The organism is Janthinobacterium goodfellowi (assembly GCF_051380695.1).
Classification (GTDB): Bacteria; Pseudomonadota; Gammaproteobacteria; order Burkholderiales; family Burkholderiaceae_D; genus Janthinobacterium.
In genome coordinates this window covers 195,455-210,444 of sequence record NZ_JBNYXN010000008.1, presented here as the reverse complement: position 1 = coordinate 210,444, position 14,990 = coordinate 195,455, and the positions used below count along the sequence as shown (strand labels likewise).

The following is a 14,990-nucleotide window of genomic DNA, read 5'->3' as shown; positions in this document are numbered from 1 at the left end:
TCAGTCCTTCACCAGGGTAAATTGCATCACATCCGTGTTGTGCGCCTGGAAGGCGGCCTCGCAATATGCGAGGTAAAACTCCCAGGTCAACAGGAAATGGCCATCGAAACCCTGCTTTTCCAGCGCCGTGCGCTGGGCCAGGAAGCTGGCACGCCACTGGCGCAAGGTTTCCGCGTAATCGAGGCCAAAGCGGAAAGCATCTTCCACGCGCAAGCCCTGTGCCTCGGCGGCGCGACGGAACTCGGCTGGCGACGGCAGCATGCCGCCCGGGAAGATGTACTGTTGAATGAAATCCGTGCTCTTGCTGTAGCGCTCGAACAAGTCGTCGGCGATGACGATGGTCTGGATGCAAGCCCGTCCGCCCGGCTTCAGGTTGCGCGCCACGCAGGCGAAATAGCCGGGCCAGTAGCTTTGCCCCACGGCTTCGAACATCTCGATCGAGGCGATGGCGTCGTACTGGCCATGGCTGTCGCGGTAATCGCACAGCTGCAAGTCGGCCTGCCCTGCCAGTCCCCGGTCCTGCAGGCGCTGTCGCGCATACGCCAGCTGCTCGGTCGACAAGGTCAGCCCCGTCACGTGGGCACCGTAATCGCGTGCCGCCGTTTCCGCGAAACCGCCCCAGCCGCAGCCGATTTCCAGCACCTTGGCGCCTGGCGGCAATTGCAGCTGGTCCGCGATGCGCGCGTATTTCGCCCCTTGCGCCTGCTCCAGGCTGGCGCCTTCGGAAAACAGGGCGCTCGAATACGTCATCGACGGGTCCAGCCACAGCTGGTAAAAAGCGTTGCCGATGTCGTAATGGGCGTGGATATTCTTCTTGCTGCCGGCGCGCGAATTACGATTGAGCAAATGCCGCAGCTTGTAGGCCAGGTTGCCCCACCAGTTGCCGTAGATCAGCGATTCAATCTGTGCGCGGTTGCGTATCATCAATTCGATCAAGCCCGGCAAATTGTCCGTGCGCCAGTCGCCGGCGATAAACGTTTCCGCAAAGCCGATGTCGCCCGAGCGCAACACCGCCGCACACAGGCGCCAGTTGTGCAGATCCAGGGTGACGGGGTGGCTGCCATCGCCATACAGCAAGATACTGCCGTCAGGCGTGCGCAGGCGCAGGGCGCCATGCTGCAATTTTTGCAGCAGGCGCACGATCATGCGCGCGCTGGCGGGCATGTCCAGATGCGCATGCCCATGCAAGGGAGTGGAACTGCTGCGCGCATGCAGGCCGGTCGGCAGGGAATCGGAGCTCATCGGGACACCTTTTCTTGTGGAGGGTGGGGTTTGCTGAAAAACGGCACGCGGCGCAGCCACAGGCGCAAGGCTTGCCAATGGATGCGCGCCATCACGCCAAACGTCATCAGGGGATAGCGCAGCAGCGCCCAGGCGATGGCGCCATCGCGCAGCGGCTGCGCCGTACCGGACAAGCTCGTCTGCAGCAGCGGACCGTCGAGATCGTCGTAATCGACCCGGGCCAGGTGGCGTTCGCCATCGTGTTCGCTGTTGCGCAGGAAACGGAAGCGGTAATGCCCTTCCACCTTGCAAAACGGCGACACATGGAAAATTTTGCTGGCCTGCAATTCGCTGCCATAGGCGATGGGGCCGCCCTGCTCGAGCAGGTACAGGTGGCGCTCGCCGAAGGTATTGCGCACGTCGCAGACCACGGCCCGCAACGCACCGTCCGGGCGGTGGCAAAACCAGAAGCTGACGGGATTGAAGACGTAGCCGAACATCCGCGGCATGGTTTGCAGCCAGATTTCGCCGCCGGCATCGACCACGCCGTGCTGGCGCAGCAAGCCGTCGATCCAGTCCAGCAGCGGCGTCGTGCCATCGCCATGGTCGCTGTCGCGGAAGGACAGCACATTGGCGCCGTTGCGCGAAATCAAACGGGCGGGAAAGTCCTGCGCACCCAGGCTGCGCAAGGGCAGGCGCAGATAAAACATGCCGTAGCCAAAGGCATGCGCGCGCGGACGCAACCGCGCATGGCGCACCTGCCCCAGGCACAGCTGGGGCAGCGGCGGGGCCGGCTGCGCGGGATCACGCGGCATGGCCAAGCTCCGCCGCCGCCATGCCATTAAGTACTTGCGCCACGGCCAGGCCCGACTTCAAGCCGTCCTCGTGGAAACCGTAGCCCGTCCAGGCGCCCGCGAACCACGTATGCTGCGCGCCCTGGAAACCGGCCAGGCGCGCCTGGGCGGCAATCGCCGCGCCATCGAACACGGGGTGGGCATACGAAAATTCGTCGAGGATGGATGCCGGGTCCGGCTCATCGAGGGGATTGAGCGAGACGATGACGGGCGTGGCAAAGGGCAAGGGTTGCAGCTGGTTCAGCAAATAGTGCACGCATACCTGCGGCGCCTCCCCTTCCGCGGCCGGCCGTCCCTGGTAGTTCCAGGCCGACCAGGCACGGCGGCGCTGCGGCAGGCAAGACGCATCCGTGTGCAGCACGGCCCGGTTCGGCTGGTAGCGCACGGCTTCGAGCACGGAGCGCTCGTCGTCGCGGATGTCCGCCAGCAGGGCCAGCGACTGGTCGCTGTGGCAAGCGAGCACCACGTGATCGGCATGCTCGACGCCGGCCGCCGTATGCAGCTCGACCATGCGCGCGCCGCCGTGCGCCTGGCGGCGCACGGCCAGCACGGGGCACGCCAGGCGCTGCTGCGGTATGCCCGCCAGCAATTTTTCCACGTACACGCGCGAGCCGCCCCGCACCGTGCGCCATTGCGGCCGGTCGCTCACTTGCAGCAGACCATGGTTGTGGCAAAAACGAATGAAGGTGGCCAGCGGAAAGGCCAGCATCTGGCGCGCCGGACACGACCAGATACAGGCAGCCATCGGCAGCAGATACCAGTGGCGGAACTCCTCGCCATAGTTGTGCAGGTCGAGGAACTCGCCCAGCGACATGGCCGGCGCCGGCAAGCTGGCCGTGGCCAGGGCGCTGGCCTGCCGGTTGAAGCGCAGGATGTCGCGCAGCATGCGCAGGAAGGCGGGGCGCAGCAGATTGCTGCGCTGGGTGAACACGGTATCGAAATTGGCGCCCGCCCATTCCAGCACGCGGGCATCGGACGAGGTGCCCAGCGGCATCTTCACGGAAAACGACATGTCGCTGTCGGCCGCCTCGACACCGAGTTCCTCAAACAGCTGCACCAGATTCGGGTAGGTGGCGTGGTTGAACACGAGAAAACCCGTGTCGACGCCATGCGTGACGCCATCGAGCGTGACATCGACCGTGTGGCTGTGGCCGCCGAAATAGTCGCCCGCCTCGTACAAGGTGACGTCCTGGCCCGCTTGCGCCAGGCGATAGGCACATGACAATCCTGCAATTCCTGCTCCGACGACGGCAATTTTCATGAATACACCTGTATTAAGTTTGTCCTGGACAAAACGAGCCTGATGGATAATCGATGAAATATTGACTTATGTCAATGAGCGCTCCGAGCCATTCACAAACTTATACGCAAGCAATTTTCAATCGGATTCAGCTATTTGGTCCGGGGCGGCGGAAGGCGTAAAATGCATGCAACGTTCTTCCGCAAGCGAGCAAAGCCCCCTGGTATGGATACTGATCTGCAACCTACTTCCGCCTTCAGCATCAGCGATGTCGAACGCGACACCGGGCTGGCCAAGGAAACCTTGCGTGTCTGGGAACGCCGCTACGCCTTTCCCCAGCCCCAGCGCGACGCCTTTGGCGAGCGCAGCTATCCCGCCGAGCAAGTGCAAAAATTGCGCATGGTCAAGCGCCTGCTGGACCTCGGATTTCGGCCGGGAAAAATCATGCAGCACAGCACCGTGCAACTGCAGCAGCTGGCCAGCGCCGGCATCACGCCGCCGCCCGCGCCGGCACCGCAGCTCGAACACTACCTGGCCCTGTGCCGTGGCCACCAGATGGCGGAACTGGGCGACGCCCTGCGCCAGGCACTGGCCGTGCTGGGCTTGAAGGCCTTCACCATCGACGTCATCGCGCCCCTCACGGGCATGGTGGGCGAAGCGTGGGCGTGCGGCGAACTGGCCGTGTATGAAGAGCATCTGTATAGCGAAACCTTGCAGACGGTGATGCGCCACGCCATCTTTTCCCTGCCACAGGCAAGCAGCCCGTCCACGCGCACGCCGCGCATCGTCCTCAGCACCTTGCCGCAGGAGCGGCATGGCCTGGGCCTGCTGATGGCCGAGGCGCTGTGCGCGGCGGCGGGCGCCCATTGCATGTCGCTGGGGGTGGAAACGCCGCTGACGGACATCGTCGCGGCCGCCCGCGCGCAGCGGGCCGACATCGTGGCGCTGTCGTTTTCCAGCGCCAGCAAGCAGCGCCAGACGCGCGACAGCCTGCAGCAACTGCATGCAAACTTGCCACCAAGCATGGAATTGTGGGCCGGCGGACGCAGTCCCGTGCTGACCAGGCAGCCGCCCTCCTTCCTGCATGTGCTGGACTTGCGGCAAGTCGACGAAAGCATCGCCGACTGGCGCCGCCGCCACCAGGCGCTGGCCCTGCAAACCCATTGATCCGGCTGGAAAGCCTGGCAACTGCGGCGATCTCCGTGGATAGGCGCGCAATGTTGCCAATCGAACAGTAAAGCATGAAGGGCCGGGCGCGCTCTGGTAGAATAGCCCGTAACACAGTGTCCGGCGCCGCCGGGCCTTAGGTCAGCACCCGCCACCACACATCCATGTTTAGTTTCTTCAAGAAAAAACCCATCGCTCCCGAGGCTGCGCCAGCCGAGCCCCTCGTCCTTCCCGCCGCCACGCCGCCTGCCCCGCAGCCTGCCGCTGCGCCCCTGAGCGGCGCGCCGGCCGAGCGCGTGCCCGTGATCGTGGCCGCCGAACCCGAGAAAAAATCGTGGATGACGCGCCTGAAAGCGGGCCTGTCGAAAACCTCGAACACCTTGTCCGTGCTGTTCGTCGGCGCGAAGATCGACGACGCCCTGTACGAAGAGCTGGAAGCGGCGCTGCTGATGTCCGACGCCGGCATCGACGCCACCGAATTCCTGCTCACGGAATTGAAGAAAAAGGTCAAGGAAGACAAGCTGCTCGACGCCGCCGCCGTCAAGGCCGCGCTGAAAGTGCTGCTGATCGAGCTCCTGAGTCCGCTGGAAAAGCGCTTCGAGCTGGGCCGCCACAAGCCGCTGGTGATGATGATTTCCGGCGTCAATGGCGCCGGCAAGACCACCACCATCGGCAAGCTGGCCAAGCACATGCAGTCGAATAACCAGTCCGTGCTGCTGGCCGCGGGCGATACCTTCCGCGCCGCCGCGCGCGAGCAGCTGATGGTCTGGGGCGAGCGCAACAACGTCACCGTGATTTCGCAGGAATCGGGCGACCCGGCCGCCGTGGCCTACGACTCCGTGCAATCGGCGAAAGCGCGCGGCATCGACGTGGTGATGGTCGATACGGCCGGCCGCTTGCCGACGCAGTTGCACCTGATGGAAGAATTAAAGAAAATCAAGCGTGTGATCGGCAAGGGCATGGAGGGCGCGCCGCATGAAACCCTGCTTGTCATCGACGGCAACACGGGCCAGAACGCCCTCACGCAAGTGAAGGCATTCGACGATGCCCTGCAGCTGAGCGGCCTGGTGATCACCAAACTGGACGGTACCGCCAAGGGCGGCGTGCTGGCGGCGATTGCCCGCGTACGCCCCGTACCCGTGTATTTCATCGGTATCGGTGAGAAAATTGAAGACTTGCAGCCTTTCGTGGCTGCCGAATTTGTCGAAGCGCTGCTCGGATAAGCCCATACATGATTGAATTTCAGCACGTCTCCAAGCAATACTCCGCCGACGCCGTGGCGCTCAGCGACATTTCACTCAATATTGCCAAGGGCGAGCTGGTCTTCCTGGCCGGCCCGTCCGGCGCCGGCAAGTCCACCTTGCTGAAAATGATCGCCGCCATGGAACGCCCCACGTCGGGCAAGCTGATCGTCAATGGCCAGGACATGGCGAAGATCAAGCCAGCCGGCGTGCCGTTCTTGCGCCGTAACATGGGCCTGATCTTCCAGCAGCAAAAACTGCTGAACGACCGCTCCATCCTGGCCAACGTCATGCTGCCGCTGCTCGTCGTCGGCGCGCATAAAGTGGCCGCCGAGCAGCGCGCACGCGCCGCGCTCGACAAGGTGGGATTGCTGGACCGCGCCATGGCGCGCCCGCTGTCGCTGTCGGGCGGCGAGCAGCAGCGCGTGTCGATCGCGCGCGCCATCGTCAACCGGCCGCAGATCATCCTGGCCGACGAACCGACGGCCAACCTGGACCGCGCCAGCGCCAACAAGGTGCTCGATGCCCTCAAAGCATTCCATTCGGTGGGCGTGACCTGCCTCATTTCCAGCCATGACGAACAGATGCTCGACGCCGCCGCCCGCGTGATCCACCTGAAAAACGGCCAGCTGGTCGCCATCGACAAGGCCACGCAAGCGCCCGTCTTCGCGCCGCCCGATCCCGATTTCGCGCCCGCCCCCGACCAGGACGACGCGCAGGGAGAACAGGCATGAGAGGCTGGTTCCGTCAACACCGCTTCGCCCTCGGTTCGGCGCTGATTCATTTGCGCAAGTCGCCAGGCGGCTTTTTACTGAACGTGCTCGTCGTCGCCATCGCCCTGTCGCTGCCGTTCGCCGGCTTGACCATGCTCGACAATGTGCGCCCGATGTCGGAGCAAATGTCGGTCGACCCGGAAATCAGCGTTTTCCTGAAGATCGACACGCCGCGCGAGCAAGCCGTGGCCCTGGCCAGTGCCATGCGCAAGATCGTGGGCGAGCAAAAGGCAAAGATCGTCTTCATCCCGCGCGAACAGGCGCTCGACACGCTGAAGAACAAGAACGGCCTGGCCGACGTACTGAGCACCCTGGGCGACAATCCCCTGCCCGACAGCTATGTACTGAAACTGGACGCCTTCAGCAGCGCCAGCGAAGCGCAGGATGTCGATGCCGTAGCGGAACAGTTGCGCCACTTGCCGGGCGTGGAATCGGCGCAAGTCGATTCGGCCTGGGTCAAGCGCCTGGCGGCCCTGCTGGGCGTGCTGCGCCTGGTGCTGCTGTTGCTGGCGATCACGTTGGGCGTGGCCGTCATCGCCGTGGTCTTCAATACCATCCGCCTGCAGGTGATGCAGCAGCGCGATGAAATCAGCATCTCGAAACTGATCGGCGCCACCGACACGTTCATCCACCGTCCCTTCTATTACACGGGTGCCCTGCTGGGCCTGTGCGCCGGTGCGCTGGCGCTGGGCGCCGTGGCGCTGGCCTTGCAGCCGCTCAATACCGCGATTGCCGAGTTTGCACGCCTGTATGCGTCCGAATTCCAGCTGGTGCCGCTGGCGCCGTTGCCGATGGCCGGCTTGCTGGCCGTCAGCGCCGGCCTGGGCCTGATCGGCGCCTTCCTCTGCGTACAGCGCCACCTGGCGCGCCTGAACTGACCTTCCCTCCCATGGCGGCGCCTGCGGTGCCGCCATGCGCCTCCCCCCCCATCTGCTGTTATCTTGATATTTAGCAAGTATTCTTAAGGCTCGCTTCAGCCAGAGGCCGTAGACTGGCCATGTTGTCGTTGAGCGCTATATCGCGCTGTTTAGAGATATATATCAAGCATTGAATCGCCATAGTATTTAGGCTATCAGGACGATTAAATGTGCTGATTGGCACTCTCAAGCAGAGAGTGCTAATATAGGGACATACCAACAGCAGAACCGCCATGGACGCCAGATGAAGATGGTGCCGCGATCTGCAAAGTGCAAGACCGAATACGCAAAACAGAACAGACAATCGGGCCACATCGTGTGATGTGGCCAACTGGAACACAGCAAGACTACGAGGGAGAAAACATGACTATGATGTCCGCAACATCCGCATTGGTTCCGACCAAAAGTAATGCGCTGGGCCTCGGGTTCACTGGCAATCTGGGCAATATCGACGCCTATATTTCGGCCGTGAATCGTCTGCCCATGTTGACCCACGACGAAGAAATTTCGCTGGCGAAACGCCTGCGCGAAAAAAATGACCTGGCCGCCGCACAAGAGCTGGTGCTGTCGCACCTGCGCCTGGTGGTCTCGATTGCCCGCGGCTATCTGGGCTATGGCTTGCCGCATGCCGACCTGATTCAGGAAGGCAATATCGGCTTGATGAAAGCCGTGAAACGCTTCGATCCGGACCAGGGCGTGCGCCTGGTGTCGTACGCCATGCACTGGGTGAAAGCCGAGATGCATGAGTACATCCTGAAAAACTGGCGCTTGGTCAAGGTCGCGACGACGAAGGCGCAGCGCAAGCTGTTCTTCAACCTGCGCAGCCACAAGACGGGCCTGGACGCGATGACGCCGAAGCAGATCGACGCGCTGGCCAAGCTGCTCGACGTAAAGCGCGAAGAAGTGATCGAGATGGAAACGCGCTTGAGCGGCCGCGACATCGCGCTGGAATCGCCGACCGACGATGAAGACGACAAGTTTTCGCCGATCGCCTACCTGTCGTCGGAGCAAAGCGAGCCGACCAAGGTGCTGGAAGCGGAACAAGTGACCCGCCTGCAATCGGAAGGCCTGGAAACGGCATTGTCCAAGCTGGACGCCCGTTCGCGCCGCATCATCGAAGCGCGCTGGCTGGCCAACGACGACGGTTCCGGCGCCACCCTGCACGCCTTGGCGGAAGAGTTCGGCGTATCGGCCGAGCGCATCCGCCAGATCGAAGTGGCGGCGCTGAAGAAAATGAAGGGCGCCCTGGCGGCCTACGTGTAATAGAAAGCAATGCCGCAATGCAAAAGGCGCCGCAAGGCGCCTTTTAGTTTATAAATAATATTTATCAACAGATAAATATTGTCAGCCCTTACGCTGCAGCCAAGCCCTTGACAAGGACTTCGGCGACCAATTCATTCAGATCCGCGCCGCGTTCCTTGGCCAGGGTCTGCAATTGCAACACCAGATCGCTGTTCAGCTTGACGGCGAACGGCACCAGGCCCAGAGCCTGATCGCGCTTGCGCTGCTCGCGGCGGTCGACGACCACCGCTTCCTTACCGAATGCACCGGCGCCGGGAACATTCATCTTTCCCATCAGTTTCTTGGCATCGCTTTTGGCCAGGTCGGTTTTTTTCATGGTTGTTTCCTGATTTTCAAAACAGCCATTCTACGCAGTAATCGGCGCGCCGCGTGGCCGGCACGTCAATTCATCCGCAGCGCGCCAATGGTGCGCCGGGAAAATATCATTTTGTTATTATCATTTTCATCCCGCGCGTGGACGCCACGCCGGGACGCTCCAACTGAAAGGAAAAGCATGCACTACCTACATCAATCGTACCGAACGTGGTTGTTACCCCTGTTCATCGCCTGCCTGGCCATGCTGGCGGGCTGCGGCGCGGCCGGCAGCGCCGGCGACGCGGAAAACACGCCGCGCAGCGTCACCTACGTGCTCTCGCCGGGAGAACAGGTGGCCATCACGGCCACCGATACCCTGAAACTCGAGCGCGTCAACGACAGCCGCTGCCGCAAGGGCGCCGTGTGCGTGTGGAAAGGCTACGTCAGCTACAGTTTCAGTTTGCTCAACAGCGCGGGCGCCACCGACATCGTCCTGTCCGAGTCCATGCCCGGCGCCGCCAGTTCAGTGACCGTCAACCACCTGACGTTCACCCTGCTCGACGTCGACCCGGCCACGCCGCCCGCCCTAGACACGGCCGCGCCCACCTACCGGGTCAAGGTCAAGATTACGCAGGGCGCGCTGCCCCGCTAAATACCGTGGCGGCGCTGGCTGTCGGCGGGTGCCTGCTGCCGCTCCAGCATGCCATAATCGCGCACCACGCTGGCGATGCGCAGCCGGTAATCGTCGAACACGCCGTGCCGGCCGGCCGACTGCGCCGCCCGGTGCGCTTCCAGCTGCCGCCACTGCGCCAGCGCCGCTTCGTCGCGAAAGAAAGACAGCGACAGCAATTTGCCTGGCTCGCTCAGGCTGCTGAAGCGTTCGATGGAAATGAAACCATCGACCTCGTCGAGCAAGGGCCGCAGCGCGGCCGCCAGGTCCAGGTACTGCTGGCGCCCTTCGGCGCTGGGCCAGACTTCAAAAATCACGGCAATCATGCGTTGTCTCCTTGCGCAAACACGGGGATGCGGGCGTTCAGCGACGGTAGATAGCGCCACGCCAGCGGCATGCCTTCCAATGCACCGGCCCATGCCTGCAGGCAAGCCGTGGCGATGCTCTGCGCGATGGACTGGCCCGGACAGGCGTGGCGGCCATGGCCAAAGCCCGACTCCGCCTGGCCGGCGCTGGCCAGCACGACGATGATCGTCTGCCCGGCCGGTATGCGCACGCCGAGCAATTCCACGGCATCGGCCGTGTAGCGGCGCGTGTTGTGGATGGCGGGATCATGCCGGCTGACCTCGCGCAGCATAGCCAGCCACAGCCGGGGCGCGGCACGCAGTTGCGCGGATAACTCCGGCTGCGCGCGCAAGGCCACGACGGCATTGCCCAGCAAGCCGGCCGTGGCGTCGCACGTCTGCGACAGCAAGCCCACGAGGTTGGCCAGCACGCCGCCAGACGCCTGCCAGCCGACGGCATCCGCCCCGGTCACGATGTCGTGCAGCAAGCTGCCAGGCAAGGCATCCGCCTCGCGCAGCAAGGCGCTAAAACCGTGCAACAGGGCATCGGCTGCTCGCTGCGCGCCGGCCAGTTGTTCTCCATTGCTCAGCGGCGACAAACAGGCGACAAAGTCGCGCGTCCAGGCGGCCAGCGCCGGCCATTGCGCTGGCGCAAAGCCCAGCAAGTCCGCCATGGCGAACAGGGGCAGCTCAAAAATCGCCTCGTTCAGCTGCGCGGCGCAGGCGGGAACGCGGTCGCCGGCAAATTGCATCACCCGTTCATGCAGGCGCGCCAGGTCCACCTGGCCCAGCGCCCGCGCCAGCACCTGTTTCGGCACGGCATGCCGCTCGCCCTCGTTCATGCGCACCAGTTCGGCAAAGATCGCGCCGCACGGCGTGCCTGCCAGGTTGAGCGGCACGGCCTGCCCCGGCGGGCGCACGCGGCAAGCGGGATGCTCGAGCACGGCCTGCACGCCAACGGCTCCCGTTGCCAACCAGCAATCGAGCGACGCCTCGAAACGCAGGGGCGGGCCTTCCGCCAGGCGGCGATAGTAGTCATACGGCGCCGCGTGGGTGACGGCGGAAAAAGGGTCGGCGAGCGGCATGCGCATTCCATTGCAGTGATGTGGGGACACGAGTATGCTGCCCCTTCGACCACAACACTTCGCCCACGGACGAATCATGGATGACAAACTTCCCTCAGCCGACATGGGCCTGGCGCAGCTGGCTGGCGCCATCGCCGAACCGGCCCGCGCGCGCATGCTGTGCAGCCTGCTCGATGGCCATGCGCGCACGGCCACGGAACTGGCCACCTTGGCCGAGGTAGGCGCCTCGACGGCCAGCGCCCATCTGGCGCGCTTGCGCGACGATGGCTTGCTGTCGATGCTGGCGCAGGGCAAGCACCGCTATTACCGCCTGGCCAGCGTGGAGGTGGCGCGGGCGCTGGAAGCGCTGCTGGTGGTGGCCGGCGTAGCCGCAACGCCGTTTACGCCCTCCACGCCGGACCGCTTGCGCCATGCGCGCACCTGCTATGACCACATGGCCGGCACGGTCGCCGTCGCCATGCACGACCAGTTGCACGCGCAAGGCTGGCTGCTCGACGATGACGGCGAAGGCGAATATTGCCTGTCGGAAGCGGGCGCGGCCGGCATGGCGGCGCTGGGCATCGACGTGCCGCAATTGCAGCGCCAGCGCCGCCGCTTTGCCTGTGCCTGCCTGGACTGGAGCGAACGGCGCGCCCACCTGGGCGGCGCGCTGGGGGCGGCCCTGCTGCAGCTGGCCCTGCGCCAGCGCTGGGCCGAGCGCGAACTCGACAGCCGCGCTCTGCGCCTCACGCCCGATGGCGAACGGCGCCTGCTGGCCGCCCTGGCTGCGCCATGATCGCCTTCGAAGGCCTGGCCAAACAGTACGGCACCTTCGAGGCCGTCAAGCCGCTGACCTTGCAAGTGGGAAAAGGAGAAGTGTTCGGCTTCCTGGGCCCGAACGGGGCCGGTAAAACCACCACCATCCGCATGCTGATGGGCATCCTCGTGCCCAGCAGCGGGCGCGTGCTGATCGATGGCCTCGATTGCCACCGCGATGGCGCGGCCGTCAAGCGCAAGGTGGGCTATCTGCCCGACAATCCCATCTTCTACGATTATTTGCGGGGACGCGAAATCCTGCAATTCGTGGCCGAAATGCACGGCTATCCACGCGCCGAGGCGGGCGCGCGCGCCGCGCGCCTGCTGACGGAATTCGGCCTCGACGAGGCGAGCGAGGATTTTGCCGTCAATTACTCGCTGGGCATGAAGAAAAAACTGGGCCTGGCCTGCGCGCTGATCCACGATCCGGCCGTGCTGATCCTCGACGAACCAATCAACGGCCTCGACCCGCGTGCCTCGCGCGACGTGCAGGAACGCTTGCTGCGCTGCGCCGCCGCCGGCACGACGATCTTCGTTTCCACGCATTTGCTCGATATGGCGCAAAAGCTGTGCAGCCGGGTCGCCATCATCCACCGTGGCGCCCTGGTCGCCACCGGCAGCCTGGACGAGATCCGCCAGCAGCTGTCCAGCGACGGCAGCCTGGAAGAGATCTTTTTGCAACTCACCGACGAAACCGCATGACACCGGCGCCGCCCACCGCCTGGCGCGCCGTCTGGCTGCTGACACGCTTGCGCCTGCAGCGCCTGCTCAATGTCAGCGGCCGGGGCTTTTCCTTCACGAAAAACAATAAAAGCCGCCCCGCCACGCCGGGCAAGAAACGGGGCCGATGGCTGCCGGGTGCGCTGCTATTGCTGCCGATGTTGTTTTCCTTCGGCACCATCGCGCGCCATGGCGTGCTCAACATGCATTGCCTGCTCGACCAGGTGGCGGCCTGCCAAGCGCAAGGCAGCATGCAGGCGGGTGAACGCCTGCTGGCGCCCGTCATCGCCGAATTGATCGGGCACCCGTTCAGTACGGCGCTGGCAGGCGGCCTGACCCTGCAATTGATGCTGTTGTGGCTGGTCAGTGTCTTGTTGCCGTTAGGCATGGGCGAGCTGTCGAAACCGGACTGGGACCTGGAATGGCTGGTCACCCTGCCCGTCGACAAGGGCACCCTGCTGTGGGCGCGCGTGCTCGAGAGCACGCTGGTCAACCCGCTCGGCCTGCTGGTGCTGTGGCCCGGCACCACCATGATCGCCTGGTATTCGGGCCAGGGCTGGTTTTCGCCGCTGTCGGGGCTGTTTGCCTGCCTGCTCCTGCTGGCCCTGGCGGCCATGTTGCGTACCCTGATCGACACGGGCTTGCGCCTGTCGCTCAATCCTGCGCAGCTGGGCAACTTGCAGGCGCTGCTGTCGGTGGCCGGCCTGTTTCCCATGTATATGGGCATGTCGTTCGGCATGGGCGCGGGCGGCTTTGCCCACGAGTGGGCGGCGGCCATGCCGGCCTGGAGCGCCTGGACGCCACCGGGCCTGCTGGTGAGTTTGCTCAATGCCCAAGGTGCGGCAGCGGCCTTGCCGGCCGTCCTGCTGCTGGCGCAATGCCTGTGCTTGATGTTGCTGGGCATGGCCCTGCTGCGACGCCAGTTGCGCCATGGCGTCGTGGGCGCGGGCCAGCGCGAAGCCAGCCGCAAGCGTTCGCCGGCGGCGCTGCACGCTGGCCAGTGGCGCGCCCGCATCGGCACGGTGATCCAGCGCCGCGAGCTGACCTTGCTGCTGCGCGACCGCAACTTTCTCGTGCAAACCCTGCTGATGCCCTTGCTGATCCTCGGTGGCCAGGCCCTGTTCTCGGGCCAGGCGCGCGACCTGCACGCGCTGCTGTCCAATCCCGCCTTGCTGGCCTCTACCGGCTTTTTCCTCGGCACTTATGTGCTGATGATGTCGGCCTTCCAGACCATCAACAAGGAAGGCGGCGCGCTGTGGCTGCTGTACACGTTTCCCGTCGCCGTCGACCAGGCGCTGCGGCAAAAAGCCCAGCTGTGGGCCGCGCTGGCCCTGCTCTACCCCCTGATCCTGTTCGGCGCGGCGCTGGCCTGGCAAGACGCCTGGCGGTGGGACATGGCGGGTTTGATGCTGCTGGCCCTGGCCGGCATCCCCCTGTACTCGGCGATCGCCGTGGCGCTGGGCGTGTTTGCCAGCGATCCGCTGGCCACCGAGGCGGCGGTAAAGATAAGGCCCGCCTACACGTATCTATACCTGCTGCTGACCGGCCTGTACATCGCCGCGCTGGCGGCCGGCAGCCTGGCGCAGCAGCTGGTGTTTGTCGTGCTGGCGGCGGCGCTGGCCGTGGCCCTGTGGCAAAAAGCACGCGATGAAGTGCCCTACTTGCTCGACCCGGCCGCCTCGCCACCGGCCCGCGTTTCCGCGTCGGACGGCCTGATCGCCGCCATGCTGTTCTTCACCCTGCAGACCCTGGCCTTGCTCCTGCTCAAAGGCAAGGTGGCCGCGCCGCTGGCGCAAATGGCCATCGCCTTCGGCGGCGCTGGCGCGCTCACGTATGTGCTGCTGCGCCTGGTCTACTGGCGCAGCAAGACTGCCAGCGTGCCGCGCATGGCACGGGGCCGGCACCCCTGGCGCTGGGGTACGGCAGGCGCGGCAGTATCGGCTCTCTGCGGCATCGCCTATACGCTCGTGCTGCAACCGCCTGCGGCGGCAGTGGGCGGCAGTTCGTGGGACAGCCTGTGGCTGCTGGCCCTGGGCGTGCTGGCCGCCCCCCTGTGCGAGGAATTCATTTTCCGCGGCCTGATCCAGGGCGGCCTGCGCCGCTCGCTGCCAGCCTGGCAAGCGATCGGCACCGGCGCCGCCCTGTTTGCCATCGTGCATCCCCCCGCGTCGATGCTGCCCGTCTTCGTGCTGGGCGTGTGCACGGGCATCGCGTACGAGCGCAGCGGCGCGCTGCTGGCGCCCATGCTCACGCACGCGCTGTACAACGCCGCCATGCTCGGCTATCAGCTCAATAGGTGATTGCCACCGGTTTTGCTAGAATCGCACTCGTTTCCGTCCGTATCCCAACCAATGACTACGCACAGAT

General features: G+C 64.6%; 15 protein-coding genes. 9 read left to right on the top strand and 6 right to left on the bottom strand.

Features of this window, described 5'->3' with window-relative positions; genetic code table 11:
* From ACQ4WQ_RS25905 to ACQ4WQ_RS25895, 3 genes are read right to left on the bottom strand one after another with little or no spacing between them, the layout of a single operon-like run.
* Positions 1 to 1,242, bottom strand: coding sequence for a class I SAM-dependent methyltransferase (locus ACQ4WQ_RS25905; RefSeq protein ID WP_436500995.1), 1,242 nt, complete (start codon positions 1,240 to 1,242; stop codon positions 1 to 3).
* Positions 1,239 to 2,036, bottom strand: coding sequence for a DUF1365 domain-containing protein (locus ACQ4WQ_RS25900; protein WP_436500993.1), 798 nt, complete (start codon positions 2,034 to 2,036; stop codon positions 1,239 to 1,241). The genes ACQ4WQ_RS25905 and ACQ4WQ_RS25900 overlap by 4 nt, the downstream gene beginning before the upstream one ends.
* Positions 2,026 to 3,336: an NAD(P)/FAD-dependent oxidoreductase gene (locus ACQ4WQ_RS25895; protein WP_436500991.1), complete on the bottom strand. Its 1,311-nt coding sequence runs from the start codon at positions 3,334 to 3,336 to the stop codon at positions 2,026 to 2,028. The genes ACQ4WQ_RS25900 and ACQ4WQ_RS25895 overlap by 11 nt, the downstream gene beginning before the upstream one ends.
* A gap of 204 nt (positions 3,337 to 3,540) precedes the next feature.
* Here ACQ4WQ_RS25895 and ACQ4WQ_RS25890 point away from each other — a divergent pair, with 204 nt between their 5' ends.
* From ACQ4WQ_RS25890 to rpoH, 5 genes are all read left to right on the top strand, one after another.
* Positions 3,541 to 4,482 carry a MerR family transcriptional regulator gene (locus ACQ4WQ_RS25890; RefSeq protein ID WP_436500989.1) on the top strand — a complete coding sequence of 314 codons (942 nt, stop codon included), beginning with the start codon at positions 3,541 to 3,543 and terminating at the stop codon, positions 4,480 to 4,482.
* A 164-nt stretch (positions 4,483 to 4,646) separates the two neighbouring features.
* Positions 4,647 to 5,705 carry a signal recognition particle-docking protein FtsY gene (ftsY, locus tag ACQ4WQ_RS25885; protein WP_436500987.1) on the top strand — a complete coding sequence of 353 codons (1,059 nt, stop codon included), beginning with the start codon at positions 4,647 to 4,649 and terminating at the stop codon, positions 5,703 to 5,705.
* Positions 5,706 to 5,713: 8 nt separating this feature from the next.
* The gene (locus ACQ4WQ_RS25880) at positions 5,714 to 6,457 is read left to right on the top strand and encodes a cell division ATP-binding protein FtsE (RefSeq protein ID WP_326458260.1); all 744 of its coding nucleotides are present in this window, start codon (positions 5,714 to 5,716) and stop codon (positions 6,455 to 6,457) included.
* A complete protein-coding gene (gene ftsX, locus ACQ4WQ_RS25875; protein WP_070222518.1) occupies positions 6,454 to 7,374 on the top strand; it encodes a permease-like cell division protein FtsX in 921 nt (306 codons plus the stop codon). Before ACQ4WQ_RS25880 ends, ftsX begins: the two co-directional genes overlap by 4 nt.
* Before the next feature lie 408 nt (positions 7,375 to 7,782).
* Entirely contained in the window at positions 7,783 to 8,676 is an 894-nt protein-coding gene (gene rpoH / locus ACQ4WQ_RS25870) for an RNA polymerase sigma factor RpoH (protein WP_070222520.1), read from the top strand.
* Positions 8,677 to 8,764: 88 nt separating this feature from the next.
* Here rpoH and ACQ4WQ_RS25865 read toward each other — a convergent pair whose 3' ends face one another.
* Entirely contained in the window at positions 8,765 to 9,031 is a 267-nt protein-coding gene (locus ACQ4WQ_RS25865; protein ID WP_034748940.1) for a hypothetical protein, read from the bottom strand.
* Between the two features lie 177 nt (positions 9,032 to 9,208).
* Between ACQ4WQ_RS25865 and ACQ4WQ_RS25860 the strand changes: the two genes are divergently transcribed.
* On the top strand, positions 9,209 to 9,661 hold the full coding sequence (locus ACQ4WQ_RS25860; protein ID WP_326458258.1) for a hypothetical protein: 453 nt from the start codon (positions 9,209 to 9,211) through the stop codon (positions 9,659 to 9,661).
* Here the strand turns inward: ACQ4WQ_RS25860 and ACQ4WQ_RS25855 are convergent.
* The gene (locus tag ACQ4WQ_RS25855; protein ID WP_436500984.1) at positions 9,658 to 10,005 is read right to left on the bottom strand and encodes an antibiotic biosynthesis monooxygenase family protein; all 348 of its coding nucleotides are present in this window, start codon (positions 10,003 to 10,005) and stop codon (positions 9,658 to 9,660) included. The genes ACQ4WQ_RS25860 and ACQ4WQ_RS25855 overlap by 4 nt on opposite strands.
* Positions 10,002 to 11,108: a cytochrome P450 family protein gene (locus ACQ4WQ_RS25850; protein WP_436500982.1), complete on the bottom strand. Its 1,107-nt coding sequence runs from the start codon at positions 11,106 to 11,108 to the stop codon at positions 10,002 to 10,004. The genes ACQ4WQ_RS25855 and ACQ4WQ_RS25850 overlap by 4 nt, the downstream gene beginning before the upstream one ends.
* Positions 11,109 to 11,184: 76 nt before the next feature.
* On the opposite strand from ACQ4WQ_RS25850, the gene ACQ4WQ_RS25845 reads away from it, so the two are divergent.
* Genes ACQ4WQ_RS25845 through ACQ4WQ_RS25835 form a run of 3 tightly spaced genes read left to right on the top strand, consistent with a single transcriptional unit; the run spans position 11,185 to position 14,923 of the window.
* Complete coding sequence (locus ACQ4WQ_RS25845; protein WP_436500980.1) at positions 11,185 to 11,883, top strand: ArsR/SmtB family transcription factor; 699 nt, start codon at positions 11,185 to 11,187, stop codon at positions 11,881 to 11,883.
* A complete protein-coding gene (locus tag ACQ4WQ_RS25840; RefSeq protein WP_436500978.1) occupies positions 11,880 to 12,605 on the top strand; it encodes an ABC transporter ATP-binding protein in 726 nt (241 codons plus the stop codon). Before ACQ4WQ_RS25845 ends, ACQ4WQ_RS25840 begins: the two co-directional genes overlap by 4 nt.
* On the top strand, positions 12,602 to 14,923 hold the full coding sequence (locus tag ACQ4WQ_RS25835; protein ID WP_436500974.1) for a CPBP family intramembrane glutamic endopeptidase: 2,322 nt from the start codon (positions 12,602 to 12,604) through the stop codon (positions 14,921 to 14,923). Before ACQ4WQ_RS25840 ends, ACQ4WQ_RS25835 begins: the two co-directional genes overlap by 4 nt.
* Positions 14,924 to 14,990 lie beyond the last annotated feature (67 nt).

Coding starts and splice junctions, on each gene's coding strand:
- ftsY (WP_436500987.1), top strand. CDS start 4,647: ATGTTTAGTTTCTTCAAGAAAAAACCCATCGCTCCCGAGGCTGCGCCA.
- ACQ4WQ_RS25865 (WP_034748940.1), bottom strand. CDS start 9,031: ATGAAAAAAACCGACCTGGCCAAAAGCGATGCCAAGAAACTGATGGGA.
- ACQ4WQ_RS25880 (WP_326458260.1), top strand. CDS start 5,714: ATGATTGAATTTCAGCACGTCTCCAAGCAATACTCCGCCGACGCCGTG.
- ACQ4WQ_RS25840 (WP_436500978.1), top strand. CDS start 11,880: ATGATCGCCTTCGAAGGCCTGGCCAAACAGTACGGCACCTTCGAGGCC.
- ftsX (WP_070222518.1), top strand. CDS start 6,454: ATGAGAGGCTGGTTCCGTCAACACCGCTTCGCCCTCGGTTCGGCGCTG.
- rpoH (WP_070222520.1), top strand. CDS start 7,783: ATGATGTCCGCAACATCCGCATTGGTTCCGACCAAAAGTAATGCGCTG.
- ACQ4WQ_RS25860 (WP_326458258.1), top strand. CDS start 9,209: ATGCACTACCTACATCAATCGTACCGAACGTGGTTGTTACCCCTGTTC.
- ACQ4WQ_RS25905 (WP_436500995.1), bottom strand. CDS start 1,242: ATGAGCTCCGATTCCCTGCCGACCGGCCTGCATGCGCGCAGCAGTTCC.
- ACQ4WQ_RS25855 (WP_436500984.1), bottom strand. CDS start 10,005: ATGATTGCCGTGATTTTTGAAGTCTGGCCCAGCGCCGAAGGGCGCCAG.
- ACQ4WQ_RS25895 (WP_436500991.1), bottom strand. CDS start 3,336: ATGAAAATTGCCGTCGTCGGAGCAGGAATTGCAGGATTGTCATGTGCC.
- ACQ4WQ_RS25845 (WP_436500980.1), top strand. CDS start 11,185: ATGGATGACAAACTTCCCTCAGCCGACATGGGCCTGGCGCAGCTGGCT.
- ACQ4WQ_RS25890 (WP_436500989.1), top strand. CDS start 3,541: ATGGATACTGATCTGCAACCTACTTCCGCCTTCAGCATCAGCGATGTC.
- ACQ4WQ_RS25850 (WP_436500982.1), bottom strand. CDS start 11,108: ATGCCGCTCGCCGACCCTTTTTCCGCCGTCACCCACGCGGCGCCGTAT.
- ACQ4WQ_RS25900 (WP_436500993.1), bottom strand. CDS start 2,036: ATGCCGCGTGATCCCGCGCAGCCGGCCCCGCCGCTGCCCCAGCTGTGC.
- ACQ4WQ_RS25835 (WP_436500974.1), top strand. CDS start 12,602: ATGACACCGGCGCCGCCCACCGCCTGGCGCGCCGTCTGGCTGCTGACA.